This is a genomic window from Microbacterium sp. (assembly GCF_036823965.1).
Lineage (GTDB): Bacteria > Actinomycetota > Actinomycetes > Actinomycetales > Microbacteriaceae > Microbacterium.
Window position 1 is genome coordinate 634,681 of sequence record NZ_DAITBE010000001.1, and the last position, 26,538, is coordinate 661,218.

General features: G+C 67.9%; 27 protein-coding genes and 2 tRNA genes. 13 read left to right on the plus strand and 16 right to left on the minus strand.

Features of this window, described 5'->3' with window-relative positions; all coding sequences use genetic code 11:
* Positions 1-16 precede the first annotated feature (16 nt).
* Both ligA and V7Z82_RS03085 read left to right on the plus strand, forming a co-directional pair.
* The gene (gene ligA / locus V7Z82_RS03080) at positions 17-2,353 is read left to right on the plus strand and encodes an NAD-dependent DNA ligase LigA (RefSeq protein WP_334147860.1); all 2,337 of its coding nucleotides are present in this window, start codon (positions 17-19) and stop codon (positions 2,351-2,353) included.
* Positions 2,350-2,817 carry a hypothetical protein gene (locus tag V7Z82_RS03085; protein WP_334147863.1) on the plus strand — a complete coding sequence of 156 codons (468 nt, stop codon included), beginning with the start codon at positions 2,350-2,352 and terminating at the stop codon, positions 2,815-2,817. The genes ligA and V7Z82_RS03085 overlap by 4 nt, the downstream gene beginning before the upstream one ends.
* A gap of 104 nt (positions 2,818-2,921) precedes the next feature.
* Here the strand turns inward: V7Z82_RS03085 and V7Z82_RS03090 are convergent, their stop codons facing one another.
* Entirely contained in the window at positions 2,922-4,745 is a 1,824-nt protein-coding gene (locus V7Z82_RS03090) for a DEAD/DEAH box helicase (RefSeq protein WP_442927570.1), read from the minus strand.
* 47 nt (positions 4,746-4,792) lie between these two features.
* The gene (locus V7Z82_RS03095; protein ID WP_334147865.1) at positions 4,793-6,493 is read right to left on the minus strand and encodes a long-chain-fatty-acid--CoA ligase; all 1,701 of its coding nucleotides are present in this window, start codon (positions 6,491-6,493) and stop codon (positions 4,793-4,795) included.
* 72 nt (positions 6,494-6,565) lie between these two features.
* Here V7Z82_RS03095 and gatC point away from each other — a divergent pair, with 72 nt between their 5' ends.
* The 6 genes from gatC to V7Z82_RS03125 all read left to right on the plus strand — a co-directional run bounded on the left by gatC (position 6,566) and on the right by V7Z82_RS03125 (position 12,178).
* On the plus strand, positions 6,566-6,865 hold the full coding sequence (gatC, locus tag V7Z82_RS03100; protein ID WP_334147867.1) for an Asp-tRNA(Asn)/Glu-tRNA(Gln) amidotransferase subunit GatC: 300 nt from the start codon (positions 6,566-6,568) through the stop codon (positions 6,863-6,865).
* Positions 6,862-8,379, plus strand: coding sequence for an Asp-tRNA(Asn)/Glu-tRNA(Gln) amidotransferase subunit GatA (gene gatA, locus V7Z82_RS03105; RefSeq protein ID WP_334147869.1), 1,518 nt, complete (start codon positions 6,862-6,864; stop codon positions 8,377-8,379). The genes gatC and gatA overlap by 4 nt, the downstream gene beginning before the upstream one ends.
* Complete coding sequence (gatB, locus tag V7Z82_RS03110; protein WP_334147871.1) at positions 8,379-9,893, plus strand: Asp-tRNA(Asn)/Glu-tRNA(Gln) amidotransferase subunit GatB; 1,515 nt, start codon at positions 8,379-8,381, stop codon at positions 9,891-9,893. Before gatA ends, gatB begins: the two co-directional genes overlap by 1 nt.
* Before the next feature lie 76 nt (positions 9,894-9,969).
* Complete coding sequence (gene dinB, locus V7Z82_RS03115) at positions 9,970-11,226, plus strand: DNA polymerase IV (RefSeq protein ID WP_334147873.1); 1,257 nt, start codon at positions 9,970-9,972, stop codon at positions 11,224-11,226.
* A gap of 69 nt (positions 11,227-11,295) precedes the next feature.
* The gene (locus V7Z82_RS03120; RefSeq protein WP_334147875.1) at positions 11,296-11,613 is read left to right on the plus strand and encodes a hypothetical protein; all 318 of its coding nucleotides are present in this window, start codon (positions 11,296-11,298) and stop codon (positions 11,611-11,613) included.
* A complete protein-coding gene (locus V7Z82_RS03125) occupies positions 11,597-12,178 on the plus strand; it encodes a hypothetical protein (protein WP_334147877.1) in 582 nt (193 codons plus the stop codon). Before V7Z82_RS03120 ends, V7Z82_RS03125 begins: the two co-directional genes overlap by 17 nt.
* Before the next feature lie 55 nt (positions 12,179-12,233).
* Here the strand turns inward: V7Z82_RS03125 and V7Z82_RS03130 are convergent, their stop codons facing one another.
* The 10 genes from V7Z82_RS03130 to V7Z82_RS03175 all read right to left on the minus strand — a co-directional run bounded on the left by V7Z82_RS03130 (position 12,234) and on the right by V7Z82_RS03175 (position 17,961).
* Positions 12,234-12,728, minus strand: a complete 495-nt coding sequence (locus V7Z82_RS03130) for a DUF2017 family protein (protein WP_334147879.1) — start codon at positions 12,726-12,728, stop codon at positions 12,234-12,236.
* Positions 12,725-13,021, minus strand: a complete 297-nt coding sequence (clpS, locus tag V7Z82_RS03135) for an ATP-dependent Clp protease adapter ClpS (protein ID WP_442927571.1) — start codon at positions 13,019-13,021, stop codon at positions 12,725-12,727. The genes V7Z82_RS03130 and clpS overlap by 4 nt, the downstream gene beginning before the upstream one ends.
* Positions 13,018-13,365 carry a metallopeptidase family protein gene (locus V7Z82_RS03140; RefSeq protein WP_334147883.1) on the minus strand — a complete coding sequence of 116 codons (348 nt, stop codon included), beginning with the start codon at positions 13,363-13,365 and terminating at the stop codon, positions 13,018-13,020. The genes clpS and V7Z82_RS03140 overlap by 4 nt, the downstream gene beginning before the upstream one ends.
* A gap of 36 nt (positions 13,366-13,401) precedes the next feature.
* Positions 13,402-14,031, minus strand: coding sequence for a LysE family transporter (locus V7Z82_RS03145; RefSeq protein ID WP_334147885.1), 630 nt, complete (start codon positions 14,029-14,031; stop codon positions 13,402-13,404).
* 36 nt (positions 14,032-14,067) lie between these two features.
* Positions 14,068-16,227, minus strand: coding sequence for a heavy metal translocating P-type ATPase (locus V7Z82_RS03150; protein WP_334147887.1), 2,160 nt, complete (start codon positions 16,225-16,227; stop codon positions 14,068-14,070).
* A 129-nt stretch (positions 16,228-16,356) separates the two neighbouring features.
* A tRNA-His gene (locus V7Z82_RS03155) sits at positions 16,357-16,432 on the minus strand.
* A gap of 36 nt (positions 16,433-16,468) precedes the next feature.
* A complete protein-coding gene (gene orn / locus V7Z82_RS03160; protein WP_334147889.1) occupies positions 16,469-17,095 on the minus strand; it encodes an oligoribonuclease in 627 nt (208 codons plus the stop codon).
* Between the two features lie 84 nt (positions 17,096-17,179).
* Positions 17,180-17,350, minus strand: a complete 171-nt coding sequence (locus V7Z82_RS03165; protein WP_334147891.1) for a hypothetical protein — start codon at positions 17,348-17,350, stop codon at positions 17,180-17,182.
* Between the two features lie 162 nt (positions 17,351-17,512).
* A tRNA-Arg gene (locus V7Z82_RS03170) sits at positions 17,513-17,588 on the minus strand.
* A gap of 103 nt (positions 17,589-17,691) precedes the next feature.
* Complete coding sequence (locus V7Z82_RS03175; RefSeq protein ID WP_334147894.1) at positions 17,692-17,961, minus strand: hypothetical protein; 270 nt, start codon at positions 17,959-17,961, stop codon at positions 17,692-17,694.
* Positions 17,962-18,177: 216 nt separating this feature from the next.
* Between V7Z82_RS03175 and V7Z82_RS03180 the strand changes: the two genes are divergently transcribed.
* From V7Z82_RS03180 to V7Z82_RS03195, 4 genes are all read left to right on the plus strand, one after another.
* Complete coding sequence (locus tag V7Z82_RS03180) at positions 18,178-18,726, plus strand: single-stranded DNA-binding protein (protein ID WP_334147897.1); 549 nt, start codon at positions 18,178-18,180, stop codon at positions 18,724-18,726.
* Positions 18,727-18,801: 75 nt separating this feature from the next.
* Positions 18,802-19,296, plus strand: coding sequence for a DUF6993 domain-containing protein (locus tag V7Z82_RS03185; protein WP_334147899.1), 495 nt, complete (start codon positions 18,802-18,804; stop codon positions 19,294-19,296).
* Positions 19,297-19,450: 154 nt separating this feature from the next.
* The gene (ettA, locus tag V7Z82_RS03190; RefSeq protein ID WP_334147901.1) at positions 19,451-21,130 is read left to right on the plus strand and encodes an energy-dependent translational throttle protein EttA; all 1,680 of its coding nucleotides are present in this window, start codon (positions 19,451-19,453) and stop codon (positions 21,128-21,130) included.
* Between the two features lie 28 nt (positions 21,131-21,158).
* Positions 21,159-21,647: an acyl-CoA thioesterase gene (locus tag V7Z82_RS03195; RefSeq protein ID WP_334147903.1), complete on the plus strand. Its 489-nt coding sequence runs from the start codon at positions 21,159-21,161 to the stop codon at positions 21,645-21,647.
* Positions 21,648-21,685: 38 nt separating this feature from the next.
* Here V7Z82_RS03195 and V7Z82_RS03200 read toward each other — a convergent pair whose 3' ends face one another.
* Complete coding sequence (locus V7Z82_RS03200) at positions 21,686-22,573, minus strand: acyl-CoA thioesterase (protein WP_334147905.1); 888 nt, start codon at positions 22,571-22,573, stop codon at positions 21,686-21,688.
* 50 nt (positions 22,574-22,623) lie between these two features.
* Between V7Z82_RS03200 and V7Z82_RS03205 the strand changes: the two genes are divergently transcribed.
* Complete coding sequence (locus V7Z82_RS03205) at positions 22,624-23,289, plus strand: hypothetical protein (RefSeq protein WP_334147907.1); 666 nt, start codon at positions 22,624-22,626, stop codon at positions 23,287-23,289.
* 4 nt (positions 23,290-23,293) lie between these two features.
* Here the strand turns inward: V7Z82_RS03205 and V7Z82_RS03210 are convergent, their stop codons facing one another.
* Genes V7Z82_RS03210 through V7Z82_RS03220 form a run of 3 tightly spaced genes read right to left on the minus strand, consistent with a single transcriptional unit; the run spans position 23,294 to position 26,474 of the window.
* On the minus strand, positions 23,294-24,955 hold the full coding sequence (locus V7Z82_RS03210; protein WP_334147909.1) for an FAD-binding dehydrogenase: 1,662 nt from the start codon (positions 24,953-24,955) through the stop codon (positions 23,294-23,296).
* Positions 24,952-25,401: a globin gene (locus tag V7Z82_RS03215; protein WP_334147911.1), complete on the minus strand. Its 450-nt coding sequence runs from the start codon at positions 25,399-25,401 to the stop codon at positions 24,952-24,954. Before V7Z82_RS03215 ends, V7Z82_RS03210 begins: the two co-directional genes overlap by 4 nt.
* Positions 25,398-26,474, minus strand: a complete 1,077-nt coding sequence (locus tag V7Z82_RS03220; RefSeq protein ID WP_334147913.1) for a mechanosensitive ion channel family protein — start codon at positions 26,472-26,474, stop codon at positions 25,398-25,400. The genes V7Z82_RS03215 and V7Z82_RS03220 overlap by 4 nt, the downstream gene beginning before the upstream one ends.
* Positions 26,475-26,538 lie beyond the last annotated feature (64 nt).

The following is a 26,538-nucleotide window of genomic DNA, read 5'->3' on the forward strand; positions in this document are numbered from 1 at the left end:
CTCGTAGACTGACCGGGTGCCGGAGAACATCTCGCTGGAAGACGCCCGAACCGAAGCAGAGGCGCTGACGACGCGCATCCTCGAGGCGAAGGACGCCTACTACGGGCGTGACACCTCGCTCGTCGACGACTTCACCTACGACGGCTGGATGCATCGGCTCGAGGAGCTCGAGCGGTTGCACCCGGAGTTGCAGGGGCAGGACTCGCCGACGCAGATGGTCGGTGCCGCAGAGGCGACCGGCCTCGCCACGATCGAGCACGCCGAGCGGATGCTGAGCCTCGACAACGTCTTCTCGATCGAGGAGCTCCGGGAGTGGGCTGCGAAGACGCGCGCCTCGGCCGGCCGGGACGTCGCCTGGCTGACGGAGCTGAAGATCGACGGGCTCGCGATCAACCTCCGCTACGAGAACGGCCGCCTGACCTCGGCGGCGACCCGCGGCGACGGCCGCGTCGGCGAGATCGTGACCGAGAACGCGCTGCGGCTGCCGGAGATCCCTGAGCGACTGGTCGGCGAGGGGCATCCGTCGATCGTCGAGGTCCGCGGCGAGGTCTTCATCCCGGTCGCCGCGTTCGAGCGTCTCAACGCTGCGCAGGCGGACTTCCGTGAGCGCGCCTATGCCGACGCGCTCGCGCGCTGGGAAGCCAGAGGTGGTGCGAAGCGGCCGTTCGACGAGGAGAAGGCTCGCACCGCAGCGGCTCGACGGTTCCCGTCCTTCGCGAATCCGCGGAACGCGGCGAGCGGTGGACTGCGTCAGCAGATCGACAAGAAGGACGGCCTCGAGCTCGAGGCAGGGATGCTGCGCATCGAGTCGCTCGCGCTGTACGTCCATGGCGTCGGTGCGTGGCAGAACCCGCCGGTCGCGTCGCAGAGCGAGGTCTACGACCTGCTCTCCGAGTGGGGGTTGCCGACGAGCCCGCATACGAAGGTCTGCTCGACGATCGACGAGGTCACGGACTTCGTCGAGTACTTCGGTGAGCACCGGCACGACATCGAGCATGAGCTCGACGGCATCGTGGTGAAGGTCGACGAGCTCGAGCTGCACGACGAGCTGGGCGCGACCAGCCGGGCACCGCGCTGGGCGATCGCGTACAAGTACCCGCCGGAAGAGGTGCAGACGAAGCTGCTCGACATCGTGGTGTCGGTCGGTCGCACCGGACGTGCGACGCCGTTCGCCGTGATGGCGCCGGCCCAGGTCGCTGGTTCGGTCGTGCGTCAGGCGACACTGCACAACAAGGACGTCGTGAAGGCGAAGGGCGTGCTGATCGGCGACACGGTGGTGCTCCGGAAGGCCGGCGATGTGATCCCGGAGGTTCTCGGTCCGGTCGTCGAGCGTCGTGATGGCACCGAGCGCGAGTTCGTGATGCCGGTGGAGTGCCCCGAGTGCGGCACACCGCTGCGGGCGATGAAGGAGGGCGACATCGACCTCCGCTGCCCGAACGCCCGGTCGTGTCCCGCACAGGTTCGCGGACGCGTCGAGCACATCGGATCCCGCGGTGCGCTCGACGTCGAGGCGCTCGGCGAGGTCACCGCGGCGGCGCTCACGCAGCCGACGACGCCGGAGGTGCCGCCGTTGGTCACCGAGGCCGGGCTGTTCGCCCTCACGCTGGAACAGCTGGTGCCGATCGAGCTGTTCGTGCGTGATGCCGAGACAGGACTGCCGAAGGAGGACGAAGACGGTGTCGTCAAGACGCGGGCGCCGTTCCGCCGCAACGCGACCGCTGCCGAGAAGAAGTCGGGCATGCACGCAGCTCAGCCGTCGTCGCAGGCGCTGACCCTGCTCGCCGAGCTCGAGAAGGCGAAGACCAAGGAGCTGTGGCGGCTGCTGGTGTCATTGAACATCCGGCATGTCGGTCCTGTCGCCGCCCGTGCACTGGCCCAATGGTTCGGCTCGCTCGATGCCATCCGCGCGGCGTCCCGCGAGGAATTGGCGGCTGTCGAGGGCGTCGGCGGCATCATCGCCGATTCGCTGCTGGACTGGTTCGACGTGGACTGGCATCAGGAGATCGTGCAGGCGTGGGCGGATGCCGGTGTGCAGTGGTCGACGCCGGGGCACCCTGGTCCTGGCGCCGCCGTGGCCGCCGGCGGTGTGCTCGATGGACTGACCGTCGTCGCGACGGGTTCGCTGGACGGATACACCCGCGATGGCGCCCAGGAGGCCATCATCCAGGCCGGGGGCAAGGCCGCGTCGAGTGTGTCCAAGAAGACCGACTTCGTGGCTGCGGGGCCTGGCGCCGGTTCCAAGCTCGCGAAGGCGGAGGAGCTCGGTCTGCGTATTCTCGATGCAGCGCAGTTCCGTCTTCTGGTGACCGAGGGCCCGGATGCCCTGCCGCCGGTCGCATCAGACGGATCGTGAAGCGCTACGGACCGCTGATCGCCGTCCCCGAGGCGCTTGCGGTCGGGGATCCCGGCAGGAATCACCTGCGCCTGACACCGGACGCCGTGATCCTCCGCGAGGGTGCGGAGAGCCGCGGCATCCTGTCGTGGGCGAGCGTCGAGCGGATCGCCATGGATGTGCCGACGACCAGGTTCCGGTTGCCCGGGCTCCTGGGGACCATCGTGCTGGGTGCGCTGACGGCGGTCGCGCTGTCGGACCTCGGCGTGGATCCCGACGACGGTGCCGTGACTCTCACGGTCGATGGCGAGCCGATGACCGTGCCGCTGAGTCGTCACCACGTCGGCGGGTACTGGGCGCCGACGGTCACCGGTGCGCATCGCCTGCTCGCGCATCTCATCGAGAACCCCGAGCAGCGCGCGCTCCTGGTGCACCCGGAGCAGCTGGTCGATGTCGCCGCACAGCTCGCGCGAGGTACGGCGTAGCCCGCGAGGAGAGTGACCGCCACAGGCTCGACGGCGGACTCTTCGGAGAACACGACTGAGCGGGGCCGGCGAACCGGCCCCGCTCATCGAATGTCGTCCGCCACTCAGCCCTTGTGACGGGGCTTGCGGAACGGCTTCTCGTCCCGATCTGAGCGGGCAGGACGGTCATCCCGATCGCGGCGCTCGAAACGGTCGCCGCCGTCGGTGTCGCGCGGACGGCGTCCGACCGGGCCGCGGTCCGGCTTGATCTCGATCAGTCGACCGGAGATGCGCGTGTCGCGCAGCTTCTCCAGCACCGAGGGGCTCAGGTTCGACGGCAGCTCGACCGTCGAGAAGTCGGGACGGATGTTGATGACGCCGAAGTCATCCCGTCCGAGTCCACCCTCGTTGGCGAGCGCGCCGACGATCTGGCGCGGCTCGACACGGTGACGGCGGCCGACCTCGATGCGGTACGCGGTGTAGTCGCCGCGTCCACGACGCTCGGCGCGCGGTTCGCGGGGCTCGCGTGCACCGCGCTCCTTCTGCGGACGGTTGTCGGCCTCGAGTGCCTTCGCGAGCGGGTCGTCCGACGGGTCGAGGAGCAGAGGCGTGTCACCCTGCACCACGATCGCGAGCGCGGCTGCCACGTCGGCCTCCGGCACATCGTGGTTGCGTACGTAGTGGGCGATCACATCGCGGAACTTCTCGACGCGGCCTGCATCCCCGAGGGCGGCGGTGATCGCATCGTCGAATCGCGCGAGGCGCGTCGTGTTCACGTCGTCCGTGGTCGGCAGCTGCATCTGGGTCGGCTGCTGACGCGTGGCCTTCTCGATGTGCTTGAGCAGGTAGCGCTCGCGCGGCGTGATGAAGCTGATCGCGTCACCGCTGCGGCCGGCACGGCCAGTGCGACCGATGCGGTGCACGTACGACTCGGTGTCGGTCGGGATGTCGAAGTTGATGACGTGGCTGATGCGCTCGACGTCGAGACCACGTGCGGCGACGTCGGTCGCGACGAGGATGTCGAGCTTGCCGGCCTTCAGCTGATTGACACTGCGCTCGCGCTGCACCTGCGCCACATCGCCGTTGATCGCGGCGGCTGAGTAGCCACGGGCGCGCAGCTTCTCGGCGAGCGTCTCGGTCTCGTTCTTCGTGCGGACGAAGACGATCATGCCGTCGAAGTTCTCGACCTCGAGGATTCGCGTGAGCGCGTCGACCTTCTGCTGGTACGACACCACGAGGTAGCGCTGCGTGATGTTCGTGCCGGTGGCGGTCTTCGACTTGATGCTGATCTCCTCCGGGTCGCGCAGGTACTTCTGCGCGAGGCGGCGGATCTGCGGCGGCATGGTCGCCGAGAACAGGGCGACCTGCTTCTCCTCGGGCGTCTGCGCGAGGATCTGCTCGACGTCTTCCGCGAAGCCCATCTTCAGCATCTCGTCGGCCTCGTCGAGCACCAGGTACTTGAGTTCGGAGAGATCGAGGGTGCCCTTGGCGAGGTGGTCCATGATGCGACCGGGGGTGCCGACGATCACATGCACGCCACGACGCAGCGCGGAGAGCTGCACACCGTATCCCTGGCCGCCGTAGACGGGCAGCACGTGCACGCCCTTCATCTTCGACGCGTAGGACTCGAATGCCTCGCACACCTGGAGCGCGAGCTCACGGGTCGGTGCGAGCACGAGGGCCTGCGGGATCTTCTGCCCCACATCGAGGCGCTCGAGCACGGGAAGCGCGAACGCCGCGGTCTTTCCCGTTCCGGTCTGGGCCTGGCCCACGACGTCGCGGCCGGACAGGAGCGTCGGGATCGTCGCAGCCTGGATGGGGGAGGGAGTCTCGTATCCGAGATCACGGATCGCCTTGAGGACGGGCCCGGTGATGCCGAGTTCCTCGAATCCGGGGGTCGCGGGGGAGTCCTCGGGGGCGTCGGTCAGCACTGCATCTTCAGGAGTCACTACCCAAGGGTAGCGCCCTCGGGCCGCTCGCGCCTGTGAGGGCGTCCTCACGCACCGGTCGTCAGCGACAGGAGCTTGTCCCTGACCTGACGACGCAGCACCTTCCCGATGAGCGACTTCGGCAGCTCGTCGACCACGAAGATGCGGCGCGGCACCTTGTACGGCGTGAGAATCGTGCGGGTGAACTCACGGATCTGCTCCACGTCGAGGTCGCTCGCACCGTCCACGACGATCGCCGCCACGACCTCCTCGCCGGAGTGCTCGCTGGGAAGACCGACGACCGCCGCGTCCGAGACCAGCGGATGCTGGCGGAGCGCGTTCTCGACCTCGGTCGGGGCGACGTTGAAGCCGCCCGTGATGATGAGTTCCTTGATGCGGTCGACGATGCGGACGAACCCTGCCTCGTCGATCGTCACGATGTCGCCGGTGCGGAACCAGTCGCCGACGAAGACCGCCTCGGTCTCCTCGGGCTTCCCGTAATAGCCGGCGAACACCTGCGGGCCCCGCACCAGAAGCTCGCCAGGAGCCCCCTGCGCCACATCCTGCGTCGGATTCTCCGGATCGACCACGCGGCACTCGGTGCCGGGGATCGGGAGTCCGACCGTGCCCGGCACGCGATGCGCTGCGACCGGATTGGCCATGAGCACCGGCGAGCATTCGCTCAAGCCGTAGCCCTCGACCAGATACCCGTGTGTCGCGGCCTCGAACGGCACGACGAGCTCGTGCGGCAGCGCCATGGCCCCGGAGATCGCGACCTCGACGCCGTCCAGGGAGACGCCCTTCGCGGTCGCCGCTGCGAGCAGCCGATCCGCGATCGGCGGGACCAGCGGCAGGAACGTGGCCGGATGCTTCTTCATCACGGCGAGCACGAGGTCGGGGTCGAACTTCGGGAACAGCACGAGCCGCGCGCCCATCGACATCGCGAACGTCAGGCACAGCGTGAGGCCGTAGGCGTGGAACATCGGCAGCACGGCGTAGACCACGCAGCCCTTGCCTCGCTGGATCGACGGCACCCAGGCCCTCGCCTGCGCGGCGTTCGCGAGCAGATTCCTGTGCGTGAGCGCCGCGCCCTTCGGAGTGCCGGTGGTGCCGGACGTGTACTGGATGATCGCGAGGTCGTCGGTCGACGGAGAGGGGTGCGAGGCGGGCAGCGGAGCGGATGCCACCAGCGAATCCCAGGTGACGGTGCCGCGGACCTTCTCGGTCAGCGCCGCACGGGACTCTCTGGCCTTCGCGACGGGCAGTCGTAGTGCGACCCTCGTGAGGAACGGCATCGCGCGCGTGACATCGACGGAGACGAGCGACGACACGGCCAGATCTGCTGGGAACTCCTGCACGGTCGCAACGACCTTGTTCCAGACGATCGCATGCTTCGCGCCGTGGTCCTCGAACTGCTTGCGCAGCTCGCGCGGGGTGTAGAGGGGGTTGTGCTCGACCACGACGGCGCCGAGGCGCAGCACTGCGTAGAAGGCGATGATGTGCTGCGGGCAGTTCGGCAGCACGATCGCGACCGGATCGCCGGCACGGACGCCGAGGTCACGGAGACCGGACGCCGCACGGTCGATCGCCTCCTGCAGCTGCGCGTAGCTCGTCTCCTTCTCGAAGAACTGCAGCGCGGGCGCATCCGGATAGTCCCTGGCTGACGCGGCGACGATGTCGATCAGCGAGCCCGAGACGGGGTCGAGGTCTTCCGGGACACCGGCGGCGTAGCTGGCGACCCACGGGCGAGGAGGCTGGAACGTGCTCACCCGCTCAGCATAGGCCGCGGCCGGGACGCGGGCTGGGCCGGTCCGAGGGGACGCGCCAACTAGACTTGGGGTGTGTCTGAAATCACCCCTGATCTAGTACGTCATCTCGGCGTGCTCGCGCGCATCCAGCTCAACGACGAAGAGGTGTCGCGGCTCACCGGCCAGCTCGACGCGATCGTCGACAACATCGCGAAGGTGTCCGAGGTCGCAACCGACGACGTCGCCGCGACGAGCCATCCGATTCCGCTGAGCAACGTCTTCCGTCCCGACGTCGTCGGCGAGACCCTCACGCACGAGCAGGTGCTGCAGAACGCACCGGATGCCGCTGATGGCCGCTTCCGCGTGACCGCGATCCTGGGAGAAGAGCAGTGAGCGACATCATCCGACTGACCGCGGCGGAGCTCGCAGCGAAGCTCCAGGCCCGTGAGATCTCCAGCGTCGAGGCGACGCAGGCGCACCTCGACCGCATCGCGACGGTCGACGGCTCCGTGCACGCGTTCCTGCACGTCAACGAGCACGCGCTCGAGGCGGCAGCGGCCGTCGACGCGCAGCGCGCCGCCGGCGAACAGCTCGGCCCCATCGCCGGCGTCCCGCTCGCGATCAAGGATGTGCTGGTCACGAACGACCAGCCGACCACCAGCGGCTCCCGCATCCTCGAGGGCTACCGCTCGCCCTACGACGCGACCGTCGTCGCCCGTTCCCGCGCGGCCGGACTGATCCCGCTCGGTAAGACGAACATGGACGAGTTCGCGATGGGCTCCTCCACGGAGCACTCCGCCTACGGTCCGACCCGCAACCCCTGGGACCTCGACCGGATCCCCGGCGGCTCCGGCGGTGGCTCTGCCGCAGCCGTCGCCGCCTTCGAGGCGCCGCTCGCGCTCGGCTCCGACACGGGAGGCTCGATCCGTCAGCCCGCACACGTCACCGGCACGGTCGGCGTGAAGCCCACGTACGGCGGCGTCAGCCGTTACGGTGCGATCGCCCTGGCATCGAGCCTCGATCAGGTCGGACCCGTCACACGCACGGTGCTCGACGCAGGTCTGCTGCACGACGCGATCGGCGGCCACGACCCCAAGGACTCCACCTCGCTCCGCGACGAGTGGCCGTCATTCGCCGAGGCTGCCCGAGAGGGTGCCCACGGTGACGTGCTCAAGGGGCTGAAGGTCGGTGTCATCCGAGAACTGCCGGACAGCGGCTTCCAGGCCGGCGTCGCAGAGTCGTTCCGCGCCTCGCTCGCACTCATGGAGGCACAGGGAGCCGAGATCGTCGAGATCGACGCACCGCACTTCGAGTACGGCGTCGCGGCGTACTACCTGATCCTCCCCGCTGAGGCCTCCAGCAACCTGGCGAAGTTCGACTCCGTGCGCTTCGGCCTGCGGGTCACGCCTGACGGCAACCCGACGGTCGAGGACGTGATGTCGGCGACCCGCGACGCCGGATTCGGCGACGAGGTCAAGCGCCGCATCATCCTCGGAACCTATGCGCTCTCGGCCGGATACTACGACGCCTACTACGGCAGCGCGCAGAAGGTCCGCACGCTGATCCAGCAGGACTTCGCAGCTGCCTTCGCGAACGTCGACGTGATCGCGACCCCGACAGCGCCGACCACGGCGTTCAAGATCGGCGAGAAGATCGACGATCCGCTGCAGATGTACCTCAACGACATCACCACGATCCCGGCGAACCTCGCCGGTGTGCCCGGCATCTCGATCCCGAGCGGCCTGGCGGCGGAGGACGGCCTGCCGGTCGGGATCCAGTTCCTCGCCCCTGCGCGGGAGGATGCACGTCTCTACCGGGTGGGTGCCGCACTCGAGACGCTGCTCGTCGATTCATGGGGTGCTCCGCTGCTCACCCGCGCACCCCAGCTCGCAGGAGGGAACCGCTGATGGCCACCGCCAAGCTCATGGACTTCGACACGGCGCTCGAGCTCTTCGAACCGGTCCTCGGTTTCGAGGTGCACGTCGAGCTCAACACGAACACGAAGATGTTCTCGGATGCCCCGAACCCGGCGAACGAGGCGTATCACGCTGCCGCGCCGAACACGCTGATCGCTCCGGTCGACCTCGGGCTGCCCGGCTCGCTCCCGGTCGTGAACGAGACGGCGATTCGCTCGTCGATCAGCCTCGGCCTCGCTCTCGGCTGCTCGATCGCCGAGTCGAGCCGGTTCGCGCGGAAGAACTACTTCTACCCCGACCTCGGCAAGAACTATCAGATCTCGCAGTTCGACGAGCCGATCGCCTTCGACGGCTCGGTCGAGGTCGAGCTCGAGGACGGCACGGTCGTGACGATCCCGATCGAGCGCGCGCACATGGAGGAGGACGCAGGCAAGCTCACCCACTTGGGTGGCGCCACCGGCCGCATTCAGGGCGCCGAGTACTCGCTCGTCGACTACAACCGTGCCGGCGTGCCACTCGTCGAGATCGTGACCAACATCATCTACGGCACCGAGCACCGCGCACCCGAGGTCGCGAAGGCCTACGTGCAGGCGATCCGTGACATCGTCCGCGGTCTCGGCATCTCGGAGGCACGACTCGAGCGGGGCAACCTGCGCTGCGACGCGAACGTCTCGCTGCGTCCTCGCGGCACCGAGAAGCTCGGCACCCGCACAGAGACGAAGAACGTCAACTCGATGCGGTCTGTCGAGCGGGCCGTGAAGTACGAGATCCAGCGCCAGGCGCAGATCCTCGCCGACGGCGGCACCATCACGCAGGAGACGCGGCACTGGCACGAGGACACCGGCACGACGTCGCCGGGGCGTCCGAAGTCGGATGCCGATGACTACCGCTACTTCCCCGAGCCCGACCTGCTCCCCGTGGAGCCGGCGCGCGAGCTGATCGAAGAGCTGCGTGCGGCGCTGCCCGAGCAGCCGGTGGCTCGTCGTCGTCGCCTGATGACCGAGTGGGGCTTCACCGACCTCGAGTTCCAGGACGTCCGCAACGGCGGCATCCTCGACGAGGTCGAGGCGACCATCGCGGCAGGTGCGGCTCCCGCCGCCGCCCGCAAGTGGTGGACGGGTGAGATCGCACGCCAGGCGAACGCTCAGGAGAAGGAAGCCGCAGAACTGATCTCTCCCGCCAACGTCGCAGCACTGCAGAAGCTCGTCGATGCCGGCACGCTGACGGACAAGCTGGCACGTCAGGTGCTCGAGGGCGTCATCGCCGGCGAGGGCACCCCGGAAGAGGTCGTTGCCTCCCGCGGTCTCGCCGTCGTGTCGGACGACGGCGCGCTGATCGCCGCGATCGACGACGCCTTCGCTGCCCAGCCCGACGTGCTTGCGAAGATCAAGGACGGCAAGGTCCAGGCGGCCGGCGCCGTGATCGGCGCGGTCATGAAGGCCATGAAGGGCCAGGCAGATGCCGCACGCGTGCGCGAGCTGATCCTGGAGCGCGCAGCGCAGTAAGGCATCGGCGAGGGGCTCGGCGATCATCGATCGTCGGGCCCCTCGCTGTGTCCGTGGTCCGAGAGAGAATGGTGTCATGGGTCGTGGTGATGGCAGTGGGCGGATCGTCTCCGCAGCCGACGCCGACGACACCGGTACCCGCATCCTGCATGTCGACATGGACGCGTTCTACGCTGCCGTCGCGGTGCTCGATGATCCGAGCCTGCGCGGCCTCCCGCTGATCATCGGCGCGCCGGACGGGCGGTCCGTCGTGTCGAGCGCTTCCTACGAGGCGCGTCGATACGGTGTGCGTGCCGCGATGCCCGTGGCGCAGGCCATCAGGCTGTGTCCGTCCGCGCGCATCGTGCTGCCGAACTTCCAGCGGTACCGGGAGGTCTCGCGGCAGGTGATGGCGATCTTCGAGTCGTTCACCCCGCTCGTCGAGCCGCTGTCCGTCGATGAGGCGTTCCTCGACGTGCAGGGGGTGCGCCGCCTGTGGGGGAGTCCGGCACAGATCGCGGTGCTGATCCGCGAACGCGTCCAGGCGGAGGTCGGGATCAGCTGCAGCGTCGGCGTCGCCGCGACCAAGCATGTCGCGAAGATGGCATCGACGATCTCGAAGCCCGACGGGATGCTCGTCGTCGCGGCGGCAGACACCATCGATTTCCTCTCGCCGCGACCGGTCAGGGCGATGTGGGGTGTCGGGCCCAAGGCTGCCGAGTCGCTCGAGGCGCGGGGCATCCGCACGATCCGCGACATCCGGGAGTCCTCGACGGCGATGCTCGAGCGCGCGGTCGGGCCGGCGCTCAGCGCGCGGCTGCGGCAGCTCGCGCACGGGGAAGACGCCAGGGCGATCGAGACCGAGCGCATCGAGAAGAGCGTCGGGCACGAGGAGACATTCGAGCAGGACACCGCCGATCGCGTGTTCCTGCGCGCCGAGCTGCTGCGGCTCGCGGACCGGGTGGCGGCACGATTGCGGCGCGCACAGTGGGAGGCCGGCACCGTGTCGATCAAGATCCGCTTCGATGACTTCCGCACGCTCAGTCGCTCGCAGACGCTGGCGGAGCCGACCGCGGTCGGTCAGCGCATCGGTGAGGCCGCGCAGGCGCTGTTCGAGCAGATCGAGCGGCGCGACCCGGTGCGACTCGTCGGTGTGCGCGCCGAGAAGCTGCGACCGGCCGGTGGCGGCGGGATCGGGCTCTGGGACGACGACGAGGACTGGCGGCGGGTCGAAGGCGCGATGGATGATGCCGTCGCCCGCTTCGGCAGCTCCACGATCACGCGCGCTCGACACATCGGACGCGGTGAAGGGCGTGGAGCGGCGCAGCATCCGAAGGCGCACGGTCTCGACTGAGCTGACGTGTCGAGCGACCCCGCCTCGATTGATGGCACACGACCGCTCCGGGTCGGCTAGCGTGGACACATGCCGAACATTGCACTCGAACTCGGAAAGCAGGCCGCGTCCTTCGGGGTGAAGAGCGCCTATGGAGAGCCGCAGGACGTCGATGGCGTGAGCATCACCCCGGTGGCGTTCACGTACTCGGGCTTCGGCGGTGGCAGCGGCGACGGCGCAGAGGGCGGCGGTGGCGGGGGAGTCTCCGTCCCTGTCGGCGTCTACGTACGTCGCGAGGAGGGCCTCCGCTTCGAGCCGAACATCGTGACGCTGCTCGTCGTCGGGATTCCGTTCGTCTGGGTCGCCGGTCGGGCACTCTCTCGCATCATCCGTGCGCTCAAGAAGTGACGACCCGGTCGCGATCGCGCTCGCACGCGCCGCGGCACTGATCGAAGCCGACATCCGCGCCCTTGCTGCAGCCAACCCCGTCGTGCTGATCGACGGTGGGAGCGGCGCCGGGAAGTCGACGCTCGCGTCTCTGCTGGCCACCAGATGGCCGTTCACCGGTCGCGTGCAGATCATCGCCCTCGATTCGCTGTATCCCGGCTGGGACGGACTCGACGCGGGTGTCGCCAAGGCGATCGACGGCATCCTGAAGCCGCACGGCCGCGGCTATCTCGGCAGCTGGCGTCGCTGGGACTGGATCAATGACGAAGAGGCCGAGACGCACGCCGTCGATCCGGCGCTCGGGGTGATCCTCGAGGGCAGCGGCGTGATCCGACCGGAGACAGCAGGGCTCGCCGACATCCGTGTCTGGCTGGAGTCGGCTGAGCCCGGCCGCAAGTCGCGTGCGCTCGCCCGTGACGGCGACACCTACCGGCCGCATTGGGATCGCTGGGCGGCGCAGGAGCTGCGACATGCGCAGCGGGATGCGCCGCGGTCGCATGCGACCCGCGTGATCGAGATCCCATAGGGAGACCTGGAACGCGGTCAGCCGTGCATCCCGTCCGCGACACGTTCGAACGTTCTCAGCCGTCGAGCTCGTCCGCGGCTTGGATCAGCACCTCGAGGCGATAGCCGAGCCAGTCGTAGATGCCGAAGCGCGCGTCGTCCTCATCGTGCTGGTCGTCCGAGGTGATGTCGAGCCGCTGCGCGATCACCAGACGGATCGCCGTCAGGGTGCGGAGCCAGGCATCGACCTGGGTCTCCGCGATGACGACGTCGACGGGCTCGAGGGCGGCATCCTCGGTCACAGCGTCCGGATCGATGTCGAAGTCCCTCAGCGAGAGCCGCACCGTGTCGGCATCGAGAAGCCTGCGGTCCAGCAGATCGTCACGAGTGCTCTCCGAGAAGCCGCGCGAGGCCTCGACGTCATCCGGATACGGGCTCGGCGTCAGTCGCTGCACAGCGGGATCAGCGGCATCGCGTTCGGAGCCGACGAGCTCACGGAAATCGTCGACGAGTTGCAGCAGATGCAGTCCTTCGACGAGCGCGAGCGTCGAGACGATCTCTCGAGCGGTCATGGTGTGGCCTTCCTGACCGTGGCCCAGAGTCCGTAGTCGTGCATCGCCTGCGCGTGCACCTCCATCGTCTCTCGTGGACCGGTCGCGACGATCGCGTGTCCGTCGTGGTGCACTGCGAGCATCAGCGTCGTGGCTCGGTCGAGCGAGTACCCGAAGTACGTGCGGAAGACCCGCACCACATAGCTCATGAGGTTGACCGGGTCGTTCCAGACCACGACCTCCCAGGGCTCGAGCGGTGCAGCCTCGAGCAGGATGGTCTCGTCGAGCTCAGGGGTCGCGAGCGGCGCGTTCATGCCCATCCCATCTCATGCAGCTGCTCGTCGTCGATGCCGTAGAAATGCGCGATCTCGTGCACCAGGGTGGTGTGGATCTCGTCGCGGAGTGCATCCTCGTCCTCGCACTGCGCGAGGTGCGGCTCGCGGAACACCACGATGCGATCCGGCAGCTCACCCATCCCGTACTGGGTGCGCTCCGTGAGCGCGAGCCCGTCGTACATGCCGAGCAGGTCGAGCGTGCCGTCTTCCGGTCGATCCTCCACGACGAAGACGACGTTGTCGAGGCCGTCCACCATGTCGTCAGGTAGACGGTCGAGTTCATCGATCACGAGCGCCTCGAAGGCAGCGGCATCCATCTCCATCGTTCTCCAGCCTAGACGCGGGGTGCCCTGCGCGAGTCAGTGCAGGAAGACGAGGATGGCGGCGACAGCGATGAAGAGGACCCCGAAGACCGTGTTGAGAGCGCGTTGGCCCTGCGCGGATCGCGTGAGTCGCCGGAACGGGCGAGCGGCGGTGGCGAAGAATCCCCACATCACGAGGACGTCGACCACGATCACCGTCACGATCAGCACGAGGTATTGGGGGAGCGGCGGCTGATCTAGGCGGATGAACTGCGGGATGAACGCGAGGAAGAACACGATCGCCTTCGGGTTCAACAGATTGACCCAGAATCCTCGCCGGACCATCGACCAGGCGCCCTCGCGGGTCTCGACGGCGTCCATCTCGTCCGGCTCGGCGACTGCGGGCTTCGCGAGGATCAACCGGATGCCGAGGAACACGAGGTAGGCCGCGCCGGCGTAGCGGATGCCGTTGAAGAGCACCTCTGACCGTGAGACGAGCAGCCCGACGCCCGCCGCGACGATCACGACGTGCACCACCAGTGCGAGCTGCTGGCCGACGATGCCCCAGATCGAGCGCCGCCACCCGTGGTTGAGGGCGTTCGACATCGTGTTGATCGCCCCGGCACCGGGCGTGAAGCTGATCACCACGGACGCGGTGAGCAGCGAGAACCAGACCGCGAGTGACACTCCGTCAGTCTAGGGCTCGCCGTCCACCGACTCCGCTCAGTGCCTGCCGAGCACCGACGCCGGGCGGAGGTCGATCCGGCGCAGCAGCTGCGCGTTGAGGGCGACCACGATCGTGGAGAGCGACATCAGCACTGCACCCACCGACATCAACAGCACGAAGCCGATCGGTGCGAGGATACCGGCGGCGAGCGGCACCGAGAGGAGGTTGTATCCGGCGGCCCACCACAGGTTCTGCCTCATCTTGCGGTAGCTCGCCCTGGAGAGCTCGATCACCGAGACGACGCTGCGCGGATCGTCGCCGGCGAGGATCACCCCGGCAGAGGCGATCGCGACATCGGTCCCGGCGCCGATCGCCAGACCGACGTCGGCCTGCGCGAGTGCCGGAGCGTCGTTCACCCCGTCACCCACCATCGCGACCTTGCGTCCCTCGGCCTGCAGCTCTCGGACCTTCGAGGCCTTGTCCTCCGGTCGGACACCCGCGAACACCCGCGTGATGCCGAGCTGTCCTGCGACATGCTGGGCCACGGCCTCCGCGTCGCCCGTGATCATGACGACCTCGACGCCGCGCGCACGGAGGGCATCGACCGTCTGCCGGGACTCCGGACGGATCTCATCCGCCAGCCGCAGTGCGCCGGCGACCTGGTGATCGATCAGGACATGCAGGATGATCGCGCCTTCGGTCCGCCAGGCATCGGCGATCGGGAGCTCGGCTGCACCCGTCTCCGACAGCAGGTGCGGGCCGCCGACCTGCACGAGTCGGCCGTCGACGTCGGCGGTGACTCCGACAGCGGGGGAGGATGTGAAGTCGTCAGCTCGCGGGATGTCGACGTCGCGATCCTGCGCCGCCTGGACGATCGCCTTCGCGAGCGGGTGCTCGGAGTCGCGCTCGGCCGCCGCGGCGAGGGCGAGTAGCTGATCTGCGTCGAACGGTGCGACCGCGTCGATCCCGGTGACGGCGGGTGTGCCCTTCGTGAGCGTGCCGGTCTTGTCGAAGAGGATCGTGTCGACGGTGCGCATGCTCTCGAGCGCGAGCCGGTCCTTCACGAGGACGCCGGCTCGTGCAGCGCGTTCGGTCGCGATCGAGACCACGAGCGGGATCGCGAGTCCGAGCGCGTGCGGGCACGCGATCACGAGCACCGTGACGGTGCGGATCACCCCTTCGTCGGGCATGCCGATGACCGTCCACACGATCGCGGTGATCGCGGCGGCGCCGAGTGCGAACCAGAACAGCCAGGCAGCAGCCCTGTCGGCGATGCGCTGCGCTCTGGACGAGGATGCCTGGGCGTCGGCGACGAGCTTCTGGATGCCGGCGAGGGCGGTGTCGTCACCGATCGCGGTGATCTCGACGCGGAGACCGGAGTCGGTGGCCACAGTGCCGGCGACGACCGTATCGCCGACGCCGCGCTGCACGGGCCTGGATTCTCCGGTGATCATGGATTCATCGACGCTGGCGGCACCCTGGACCACCGTGCCGTCGGCGGGGAGTCTTCCACCGGGGCGGATCACGACGACATCGCCGAGGCCGAGGTCTGCGGGTGACACCGGCACGATGTCCGCGCCCTCGACGCGCTCGGCCTCATCCGGCAGCAGCGCAGCGAGGGAGTCCAGCGCCGAGGTCGTCTGCGCCAGCGAGCGCATCTCGATCCAGTGGCCGAGCAGCATGATCACGATCAGCAGCGCGAGCTCCCACCAGAACTCGAGCTCATGGTGCAGGACACCGAGGCTCGCACCCCATGAGGCGAGGAACGCGACCGTGATCGCCAACGCGATCAGCAGCATCATTCCGGGCGCCCTGGAACGGATCTCGCCGACCGCGCCGACGAGGAACGGCTTTCCGCCCCACACGTACATGACGGTGCCGAGCACCGGCGCGATCCACTGCATCCATCCAGGGACGTCGTAACCGAGGATCATCGCGAACATCGGCGAAGCCGCGACGACGGGCACGGCGATCACGAGCATGATCCAGAACAGACGGCGGAACTGAGCGACGTGGTCGCCGTGACCGCTGTGGCCTGCATGGCCGCCGTGACCCGCGTGACCCGCGTGGTCTGCGTGACCCGCGTGGTCTGAGTGACCCGCGTGGTCTGAGTGACCCGCGTGCTCGGCGTGTTCGCCGTGACCCGAGTGCTCGGCATGAGTACTCGGCGTGTCGTGGTCGGCGTGGTCGGCGTGTTCGGAGTGGTGCTGCGTCATGATGACGTTCCCTTCGCGGTTCACCGAAGACAACAGCATACCCCCTAGGGGTATTTCCTGAAACAGCGACGAGATTACCCAGCGGGTACGCGAAGAGGCCTGGATCGTGCGATCCAGGCCTCTTCGTGATGGGGTGAGTAACGGGACTCGAACCCGCGACATCCGGCACCACAAGCCAGCGCTCTACCAGCTGAGCTATACCCACCATGCGCCCACCGGAGCGGGCGACCACACGAGTCTATTACATGTTCGGGGTGAACTCTGACACGGTGCGGGCGGCGATGTCGCGGGCATCATCGCTCGATGGTCCCGGCTCGTCGACGAACACCGCGGCACGGTAGTACCGGAGCTCGCGGATCGACTCGAGGATGTCGGCGAGTGCGCGGTGCCCGCCGTCTTTACTCGGGGCCTGGAAGAACACCCGCGGGTACCAGCGCCGGGAGAGTTCCTTGATGCTGGACACGTCGACGTTGCGGTAGTGCAGCCACTGGTCGACCTCGGGCATGTACTTCGCGAGGAACATGCGATCCGTGCCGATCGTGTTGCCGGCGAGCGGGGCTCTGCGCTCCAGCGGCACGAACCGCTTGATGTACGCCAGCGTCTGCGCCTGGGCGTCCTCGAGCGACACGCCCTCGGGGATCTCGTTGATCAGTCCCGAGGTCTCGTGCATCTTCGTGACGAAGTCGTTCATGTTCGACAACGCGGCATCGCTCGGACGGATCACGATCTGAAAACCGGGATCGATCGGCCGGAGCTCGAAATCGGTGATCACCACAGCGATCTCGACGAGTTCGTCGACCGAGAGATCGAGTCCCGTCATCTCACAGTCGATCCAGACGAGACGATCATTCTCCGACGCAGATACCATGCCGTCATCCTATCGACGCGGCCGACATCGGGTTCTTGGCGGGGCGCACCGACGATACCGCGGCGTTCGACTGCGTCGGGGGCGTCAGTCCTGATCGGGGTTCTCGGCGTCCACGTCGCGGTCGTCCGCGTCAGCGCCGTCCTTCGGCGGAACGGTCGGCGGGGTGCCCTTGCCGTCCTCAGCGCCGAGGTTGTCGTTCTCCTCGGGGCCGGGGGACGGCTCCGTGCTGATGTCGTTCCTGTCGTCGCTGCTCATGCGAATCCCTTCGTCGGTGTAAATTCCACTGTGCGTCGTGCCCACGGACTCGACCAGCGCCTTGACAGGCGCGGTTCCGTCGGGGAGGACGTCCCGACCAGCGGGAAGTGCGGCCGGAGCGCGACGATCTGCGGCGCGCGCGAACGTCACCGGAGGAGGTGATGGTCCCCTCGGCGCGACTCGAACGCGCAACCGACGGATTAGAAGGCCGTTGCTCTATCCATTGAGCTACGAGGGGTCGTCATAAGGCTACCGGCCTCCGTGCGTCAGCGGTATTCGGACCACTGCCGGCGCACGCCTCGGTGGGGGAGCGGAGCGTGCGGCGGCGCTCGGTCGTCGTGTCAGGAGTATCGAAGCGTCGACACGGCGTCGTCTGCGCGCCAGAACTCGCCGACGACACGGAACGTGCCGGTGGCGAGATGGAGCCGCTCAGCCCGGTACTTGAGGCCGAGAGGATCTGCGACGATGCGGAGATGTCCGAGCACGCGATCTGATCTGTCGAGCACGCGCCACAGGTGATCGGAAGCACGAACGAGATGTTCGCGCGACGAGGTCAGTGGTGGCGAGGCGTAGGGGATATCAGGGAGCGATGTGGTCGTGGTGTCGTGCATGTCGTTCTCCTTTCGTGCTTCGAACATATGACCGACCACCGACATTGGCGCCGCCTGCTCCCGGCGCCCGGCACAGCGGCCCGCAAGCGCTCTTCATGCACCGCAGCGGCGATGCGGCGACCTCTCCACCGTTGCCGTGTTCGCGTCCCTCGGACTCGTGGCGCACGGCGCATCCTCGATCCATCCGGGCCCTGTCCCGGCTTCCGAGGAGAGAACATGTCTGACACCCTGACCATCCTGGGCAACGTCGCTACCGACCCGACCCAGAGCCGCACGCCGAGCGGCATCCCTGTCACGAACTTCCGCGTCGCGACCACCCATCGGCGAATCGATCCTGCGACGCAGACCTGGGTCGACGCGAGCACGAACTGGTATTCGGTCGCAGCCTTCCGTCAGCTCGGCGAGCATGCGAAGGCATCCCTGCGCTGCGGAGACAGCGTGATCGTCACAGGCAGGCTCAAGATCCGCACCTGGGAGAGCAACGGCAAGAGCGGTACGAGCATCGACATCGACGCGGAGGCGATCGGCCATGACCTCCGTCGTGGCACGACGGCGTTCCTGCGCGCATCCCGTGCCTCTGGCAGTGACGGCGCGACACGCGGAACGCACGAGGAGCACGAGCAGGAGCACGGCGCGGAAGAGAACGATCACGAGACACCCGACGATCCGACCGCGCGCGATGACGATGCCATGGCGCTCGACACGTCGTGGTCGATCGTGCCTTCGAACACGGAGGCCGAGCCGGTGGCGGGTGCCACCTACTGAGGCGCGATCGAGGACGATCCGCGCCGGCGGGCTGCAGTCAGCTGATCGATGCAGCCCGCCACGTAGAATCGGCTCGTGCTCCGACGAACCACCGCTTCCGCCTCGCGGCTGACGGCCGCGACCCTTGCAACCGCGGCGTTGGTGCTGACGCTCGTCGCGTGCGCGCCGACGCCGGAGCCGCAGCCCACGGCCACCGAGTCGGCGCCGGCGACGACGAGCCCGACGCCGTCCGGCCCGGTCTACGTGTCAGACGGCACCGCCGAGGACAACCTCCCGCTCTTCACCGCCACCGCAGAAGGCGTGTGGGCCACGGATGCACGGGGCGCCGGGCGGTCATACATCGACGCATTGATCGCGGCCGGCTTCGATCGCGCGGACATGCAGGTGACCCAGGACACGTCGACCGTCGGCAACGCGGCGGAAAGCCTGCAGTTCTCGGTGCGATGGGGCGAGAAGGAGTGCCTGATCGGCCAGGTGGGCCCGTCGACAGGACAGGTCGTCACCGCCGTGATGCCGCAGCTCGCGGAAGGCCGCTGCCTGATCGGGACGACGCGTCCGATCGACTGGTGAGGTTCCGCCTCTTATACGCGGGCCGACGCGGCGATTCTGAGTGCCCGCGGCTCGCCTCACCGCGGACCAGCGGTAGTCTTAGGGGAGATTTCCGCGCTGCCTCAGCGGCGTGACGGCAGGTTCGATTCTGATTCGCAAAGGGTGTTGAAACGGTATGGCTGAGTACATCTACTCGATGGTTCGTGCGCGCAAGGCGGTTGGTGAGAAGCTCATCCTCGATGACGTCACCATGGCGTTCCTCCCGGGAGCCAAGATCGGCATGGTCGGCCCGAACGGTGCCGGTAAGTCGACGATCCTCAAGATCATGGCCGGCCTCGACACGCCGTCCAACGGCGAGGCGAAGCTCTCGCCCGGATTCAGCGTCGGCATCCTCATGCAGGAGCCGGAGCTCGACGAGTCGAAGACCGTGATCGAGAACATCCAGGACGGCATCGCGATCAAGCCGAAGGTCGACCGCTTCAACGAGATCTCGCTGCTGATGGCCGAGCCGGACGCCGACTTCGACGCGCTGCTCGCCGAGATGGGCACGCTGCAGGAGGAGATCGACGCCGCAGACGGCTGGGACCTCGACTCGCAGCTCGACCAGGCGATGGACGCACTGCGGACGCCGCCGGCTGACGCAGCCATCGCCCCGCTCTCCGGTGGTGAGAAGCGTCGCGTCGCGCTCGCGAAGCTGCTCCTGCAGAAGCCCGACCTGCTGCTCCTCGATGAGCCCACCAACCACCTCGACGCCGAGAGCGTGCTGTGGCTCGAGCAGCATCTGCAGGCGTACAAGGGTGCGGTGATCGCGATCACCCACGACCGGTACTTCCTCGATCACGTGGCCGAGTGGATCGCCGAGGTCGACCGCGGTCGTCTCATCGGCTACGAGGGCAACTACTCGACCTACCTGGAGAAGAAGGGCGAGCGCCTCGAGGTCCAGGGCAAGAAGGACGCCAAGCTCGCGAAGCGCCTCAAGGAGGAGCTGGAGTGGGTGCGCTCCAGCGCCAAGGGCCGTCAGACCAAGTCCAAGGCTCGTCTCGCCCGCTACGAGGAGATGGCATCGGAGGCCGAGCGGACCAGGAAGCTCGACTTCGACGAGATCCAGATCCCCGCAGGTCCGCGTCTCGGTGGCATCGTCATCGACGCGAAGAAGCTCCAGAAGGGCTTCGACGGCCGCGTGCTGATCGACGGACTCAGCTTCAACCTGCCGCCGAACGGCATCGTCGGCGTGATCGGACCGAACGGTGTGGGAAAGACCACGCTGTTCAAGACGATCGTCGGCCTCGAGCCGCTCGACGGGGGAGACCTGAAGATCGGTGAGACGGTCAAGATCAGCTACGTCGACCAGTCGCGCTCGAACATCGACCCGAACAAGACGCTGTGGGAGGTCGTCTCCGACGGACTCGACTACATCACGGTCGGCAAGACCGAGATCCCCTCGCGTGCCTACGTCTCGAAGTTCGGCTTCAAGGGACCCGACCAGCAGAAGAAGGCGGGCGTGCTCTCCGGTGGTGAGCGCAACCGTCTCAACCTCGCTCTGACGCTGAAGGAAGGCGGCAACCTGCTGCTGCTCGACGAGCCGACGAACGACCTGGACGTCGAGACCCTGAGCTCGCTCGAGAACGCGCTGCTCGAGTTCCCCGGCTGCGCCGTGGTCATCACTCACGACCGGTGGTTCCTCGACCGTATCGCGACGCACATCCTCTCGTACGAGGGCACCGACGAGAAGCCCGGCCAGTGGTACTGGTTCGAGGGCAACTTCGAGGCCTACGAGGAGAACAAGATCGAGCGCCTCGGAGCGGATGCCGCGAAGCCGCACCGTTCGACGCACCGCAAGCTCACGCGCGACTGATCCTTCGACGGGTTCCGGAACCACCACGATGACCGAAGCGACACCAGGGCCGCGCCTGCACATCCCGATCCAGCTCCGTTGGGGCGATCTGGATGCGTTCAATCACGTCAACAACACCTCGATGCTCAAGCTGCTCGAGGAAGCACGTGTGCGAGCGTTCTGGCGGGCCGGTCCCGGTGAGGTCGCGCCGTCGACCGCAGTGCTCGACTCAGGGCTCGACGAGGGCATCCTGACCCTCATCGCCAGACAGGAGATCGAGTATCTCGCACCGGTGCCGTATCAGCGGCGCCCGCTGGAGGTGCAGATGTGGTTCGGCAAGCTCGGCGGCTCCAGCGTCGAGGTCTGCTACGAGGTGCACAACGATCCCACCGCCGAACCGCGCCAGATCTACGCACGGTCGACAGCTGTGATCGTCCTGGTCGATGCCGCGTCTGGCCGCCCGACACGGTTGACTCAGGAGATGCGCGACGCCTGGGAGCCCTTCGTCGGCGCCTCGATCGAGTACGCCCACCGCTGAGCACGCAGCAGCCGTTGCGCGATCGCTGCACGCGCAGGTCAGTCGCGGTCCGGAACCCGGATCATGATCTCCTGGGCGACGCTCGCCACCAGGGCGCCATCGCGCGAGTAGATGCGTCCGGTGGCGAGTCCGCGCCCGCCGCGGGCGTTCGGGGACTCCTGCATGTACAGCAGCCACTCGTCGACCCGCACCGGCCGGTGCCACCACATCGCGTGGTCCAGGCTGGCGACCTTCAGCCCCGGTAGAGCCCAGAACACGCCGTGCGCGCGCAGGATCGACTCCTGGATCGTCATGTCGCTCAGGTAGGCGAGCGCCGCGCGGTGCAGCCGAGGATCATCCGGCATCGGTGCGCGCATCCGCATCCACACGCCTTGTCGCGGCACCTTCTCGTCGGAGCTCGGCAGATACAGCGGATGATCGATGTGCCGGATGTCGGCGGCGCGCTCGCTCAGCATCCGGGTCGTCCCCTCGGGCAGCCCGTCCACGCGATCCTCGTCGGGGATGAGGGTCTCAGGGTCGGGGATCCCGCTCGGCATCGCCTCCGCGTGCTCGACGCCAGGGTCCTCATCCTGGAACGAGGCGATCATCGAGAAGATCGGCACACCGTTCTGATAGGCCTGCGAACGCCGTGTCGAGAACGAACGGCCGTCGTGGATGCGGTCGACCGCGATCGTGATGCCCTGCGTGGCGTCTCCAGCACGGAGGAAGTACCCGTGCATGGAGTGCACCGGCCGATCCTCGGGCAGCGTCCGTTCCGCCGCGATCAGGCTCTGCGCGAGCACCTGGCCGCCGTAGATGCGCCCACTCGGCATCGGATGGGAGGCCCCGGTGAAGATGTCCTCCGTCGTCCGAGCCTGCGTCGTGTCCAGATCGAGAACGTCCAGCAGCTGCTCGACGGTCCGGGCCGCGTGGTTCTCGGCGCTCATGTCATCCCTTCCGCGACCGCAGGTACGGCACGCTTGCTAGTTTAGAACGCGTGCCCCACCAGCTTCTGCTCGCCGATGCCGAGACGTCCAAGGACGTCCTGACCTTCGTCGGGAGGGCATCGCGGATCGGCGATGAGGGCGTGCGGTTGCAGGCCGCCAACGGGGTGCTCGCGCTCAGCACCGCGGCCCTCGCTCCGCACGGGCTGTTCGACCAGACGCCGACCATCCTCGCGATGCGGATCGTGCACGCCGATCCGGAACTCCAGTGCGACATCGTCGTCGCCGAGCTCGGGGCAGGCGAGGATGAGCGCAGTCTCGCCCTGCCAGACACCGGCCTGTCACCCTCCTGGGCCGGCATCGCGCCGCCGCGTGCCGACTGGGCGCAGATCACCACCCTGCCGGCGTCGATGATCGCCCAGCGCGCACAGTGGGGCATCTCTGCCGTCGCACGCGGAGCGACGCCCGGGGCAGGGGAGGAAGCCGTCCGTGCACTCCGCGCCGCGATCTGGGGAGAGCCGGACGAGGATCTCGCCGGGCTTCCGCGTGGTGTCGCCTTCGCCGCCGACGCGCTCGGGTTCATCTCGGGCGAAGAGCAGGTGCCGGTGACGCAGTCAGGCCGATGGACGCGTCTGGCGTTCCGACGAGGCCATGTGCTGTCGCGCGGTCCCGTCGCCTCCGGGCTCACCGCGGTGCGCGGAACCGGGTCCGCTGACTAGCGGATCAGCCCGCCGCCGCGGCTCGGCCGGCCTGCCGCCCGGAGAACAGGCAGCCGCCGAGGAAGGTGCCCTCCAGTGCGCGATAGCCGTGCACGCCGCCGCCGCCGAAACCGCTCGCCTCGCCCGCCGCATACAGCCCCGGGATCGGCGTGCCGTCCGCGGCCAGCGCGCGCCCATCGAGATCCGTGTTGATGCCGCCGAGTGACTTGCGGGTCAGCACATGCAGCTTCACGGCGACGAGCGGACCGGCCGAGGTGTCCTGCAGCCGATGCGGGGGAGCGGTGCGGATCAGCTTGTCTCCGCGATAGCTGCGCATGGAGCGGAGCATGCCGATCTGGGCATCCTTCGTGAACTCGTTGTCCATCTCACGATCGCGGGCCACGACCTCGCGGCGCACGTTGTCGATGTCGAGGAGGTCCCCGCCCGGATGCCGCTGCATCTGCTCGAGCAGCGATTCGAGGTCGTTCTCGACGATGAAGTCCTCGCCCTCGTCGAGGAACGACTGCACGGGTCCGGTCGGCCCTTTCGCGAGACGAGACTTCAGCAGCAGCGCCACGTTCTTCCCGGTCAGATCGGGGTTCTGCTCGCTGCCGGAGAGCGCGAACTCCTTCTCGACGATCTGCCGCGAGGTGACGAACCAGGAGTGGTCGTGACCCGTGGCTCGAAGGTGCGCGAGGGTGCCGAGCGTGTCGAAACCGGGGAACAGCGGTCCGGGGAGTCGCCTGCCGGTCGCATCGAGCCACAGCGACGACGGGCCGGGCAGGATTCGGATGCCGTGCGATGGCCAGACCGGATTCCAATTGGTGATGCCCTCGACGTAATGCCACATGCGGTCGCCGTTGATCAGTCGAGCACCGGCATCCGCGCTGACCGACTGCATCGAGCCGTCCACGTATGCAGGGACACCGGTCAGCATGTGCTCCGGAGGCGTCCCGAGGCGCTCGGGCCAGGATGCTCGAACGAGTTCGTGGTTTCCGCCGATCCCCCCGGACGCGACGACGGTGGCGGCGGCCCTGATCTCGAACTCGCCGACGACCTCGCGCGACGATTCTACGCCGCGCGGAGCACCACTCGATGCGAGCACTCGGCCCCGTGCACCGCCGACGACACCGTCGGTCGTGATCAGCTCCGCGACGCGATGCCGAGGGAGAACGGTCGCCCGTCCCTCCCGCTCGGCCTGCTCCAGCGCCGCAGCGAACGGCGCGACGATGCCTGGCCCCGTGCCCCACGTGATGTGGAAGCGTGGCACGGAGTTGCCAGGACCGATCGCACCGTAGCCGCCGCGCTCCGCCCAGCCGACGACCGGGAAGAACCCGACACCGCGCTCGCGCAGCCAGGCGCGCTTCTCGCCGGCGGCGAACTGCAGATACGCCTCAGCCCAACGACGCGGCCACTCGTCCTCCGGCCGGTCGAAGCCTGCGTTGCCGAACCAGTCCTCGGTCGCGAGCTCGAGCGAGTCGCGAATGCCCATGCGCCGCTGCTCGGGGGAGTCGACGAAGAACAGCCCGCCGAACGACCACCACGCCTGGCCCCCGAGGTTGGTCCGCGGCTCCTGGTCGATCAGGACGACGCGTTTCCCGGCATCCAGTGCTTCGACGGCCGCGACGAGGCCGGCCAGCCCCCATCCGATGACCAGGACATCCGTGGACAGGGGCGCGTTCGTCATGTGTTCTCCGTTGATCCCTGACGTGAGCGGGCCTCGAGCGTCGGACGGCCGTCTGCGGCGGCACCGATGCCTGAAGCCTCGAGTGTGTTCACCATGGCATATGCCGCGCGCTCCAGGTAGTCCCAGAGCGTGGCTTCGTGCAAGGGCGACAACTGCGCCTCGTCGATCGCGGTGCGCATGTGTCGCAACCAACGATCGCGGGCGTCGGGGTCGACGCGGAACGGCATGTGCCGCATCCGCAGCCTCGGGTGTCCACGGGTCTCGCCGTACGTCGTCGGGCCACCCCAGTACTGCTCCAGGAAGAGCAGGAGACGCTCTTCGGCCGGTCCGAGATCCTCTTCCGGGTACATCGGCTTGAGGACCGGGTCGAGGGCGACCTCGCGGTAGAACACGGAGACGATCCTGGAGAACGTCTCGCGTCCGCCGACCTCGTCGTAGAACGTCACGTGGGGGTGCTCCCGTCATCGGTCTGCTGCTTCTTGCGGCGCCAGATCCCGCGGTCGGGGATCACCGGCACGCCGGTCACGGCGTTGGGCCGCGTCTTCGGAGGGTTCGCTCCGCGCACGCGTCGGGCGCCCTCGAGGCCCGTCGGCACGACCGTGGACATGCTGGGCAGGCCGATCTCCTTCTCGAGCAGCGCTGCACGCAGGCGCTTGCGCAGCTCCTGAGCGACGTCGTCCTTCGCGTTGGCTCGTGCCTTGATCACGATGCGCACCACGAGGGCGTCGCCGTCGACGGACTCCAGTCCCCAGAGCTCGGGCTTCTCGACGATGCGGGTACGCCACTTCGGGTCCTTCGAGAGCGCGATCGCGGTCTCGAGCATGATGGCCTCGACCTGTTCGAGGTCGGAGTCCGGCGGCACGCCGATGTCGATGATCGCCCTCGCCCAGCCTTGCGACATGTTCCCGATGCGGGTGACCTCGCCGTTGCGGACGTACCAGAGGGTGCCGTTCACATCGCGAACCTGGGTGATGCGGACGCTCACGTACTCCACGACGCCGCTCGCGAGTCCGAGATCGACGACATCACCGATGCCGATCTGATCCTCGGCCACCAGGAAGATGCCGTTCAGCACGTCCTTGACGATGTTCTGGGCACCGAAACCGAGGCCAGCGCCCACCGCCGCGGTGAGCAGCGTCAGCGACCCGAGCAGCGCGTTGTCGATCGCATTCACGATCAGCACGAGCGCGATGACGACGAGCATCACGTTCACGATGTTCTGCAGGATCGAGCCGAGTGTGCGCGTGCGCTGCACGAGGCGCATGTCGGCGAGCGGCGAGCGTTCGAGCGCCTGGGTGTCGTCGACCGCTGCCTTGTTCTTCGCACTGTCGACGATGCGGTGCACGACGCGACGGATGACGACCCGCAGCACCAGCGCGATGAGGAAGCAGCTGACGATGATGATCGCGATGGTCAGCGCCCGACCGCCGACCTGCGCGAGGACGCCGAGCGTGTTCTCCCACCAGATCGGCAGGGTTGTCGCAGGGGCCTCTGGGTCGACTTCGAATGGGATCATCATCACCACCAGATCCTAGCGATCGGGCCTCTGCGCGGGCTGGATGCCTCGACGGGCCCGGCAACCC

Excerpts from the sequence above, each read along its gene's own strand:
- V7Z82_RS03220 (WP_334147913.1), bottom strand. The coding sequence starts at position 26,474 with ATGATGATCCCATTCGAAGTCGACCCAGAGGCCCCTGCGACAACCCTG.
- orn (WP_334147889.1), bottom strand. The coding sequence starts at position 17,095 with ATGGTATCTGCGTCGGAGAATGATCGTCTCGTCTGGATCGACTGTGAG.
- V7Z82_RS03120 (WP_334147875.1), top strand. The coding sequence starts at position 11,296 with ATGCCGAACATTGCACTCGAACTCGGAAAGCAGGCCGCGTCCTTCGGG.
- V7Z82_RS03210 (WP_334147909.1), bottom strand. The coding sequence starts at position 24,955 with ATGACGAACGCGCCCCTGTCCACGGATGTCCTGGTCATCGGATGGGGG.
- gatB (WP_334147871.1), top strand. The coding sequence starts at position 8,379 with ATGGCCACCGCCAAGCTCATGGACTTCGACACGGCGCTCGAGCTCTTC.
- V7Z82_RS03195 (WP_334147903.1), top strand. The coding sequence starts at position 21,159 with ATGACCGAAGCGACACCAGGGCCGCGCCTGCACATCCCGATCCAGCTC.
- V7Z82_RS03175 (WP_334147894.1), bottom strand. The coding sequence starts at position 17,961 with ATGCACGACACCACGACCACATCGCTCCCTGATATCCCCTACGCCTCG.
- V7Z82_RS03150 (WP_334147887.1), bottom strand. The coding sequence starts at position 16,227 with ATGACGCAGCACCACTCCGAACACGCCGACCACGCCGACCACGACACG.
- V7Z82_RS03165 (WP_334147891.1), bottom strand. The coding sequence starts at position 17,350 with ATGAGCAGCGACGACAGGAACGACATCAGCACGGAGCCGTCCCCCGGC.
- V7Z82_RS03180 (WP_334147897.1), top strand. The coding sequence starts at position 18,178 with ATGTCTGACACCCTGACCATCCTGGGCAACGTCGCTACCGACCCGACC.
- V7Z82_RS03140 (WP_334147883.1), bottom strand. The coding sequence starts at position 13,365 with ATGGAGATGGATGCCGCTGCCTTCGAGGCGCTCGTGATCGATGAACTC.
- clpS (WP_442927571.1), bottom strand. The coding sequence starts at position 13,021 with ATGAACGCGCCGCTCGCGACCCCTGAGCTCGACGAGACCATCCTGCTC.
- dinB (WP_334147873.1), top strand. The coding sequence starts at position 9,970 with ATGGGTCGTGGTGATGGCAGTGGGCGGATCGTCTCCGCAGCCGACGCC.
- ettA (WP_334147901.1), top strand. The coding sequence starts at position 19,451 with ATGGCTGAGTACATCTACTCGATGGTTCGTGCGCGCAAGGCGGTTGGT.
- V7Z82_RS03130 (WP_334147879.1), bottom strand. The coding sequence starts at position 12,728 with ATGACCGCTCGAGAGATCGTCTCGACGCTCGCGCTCGTCGAAGGACTG.
- V7Z82_RS03200 (WP_334147905.1), bottom strand. The coding sequence starts at position 22,573 with ATGAGCGCCGAGAACCACGCGGCCCGGACCGTCGAGCAGCTGCTGGAC.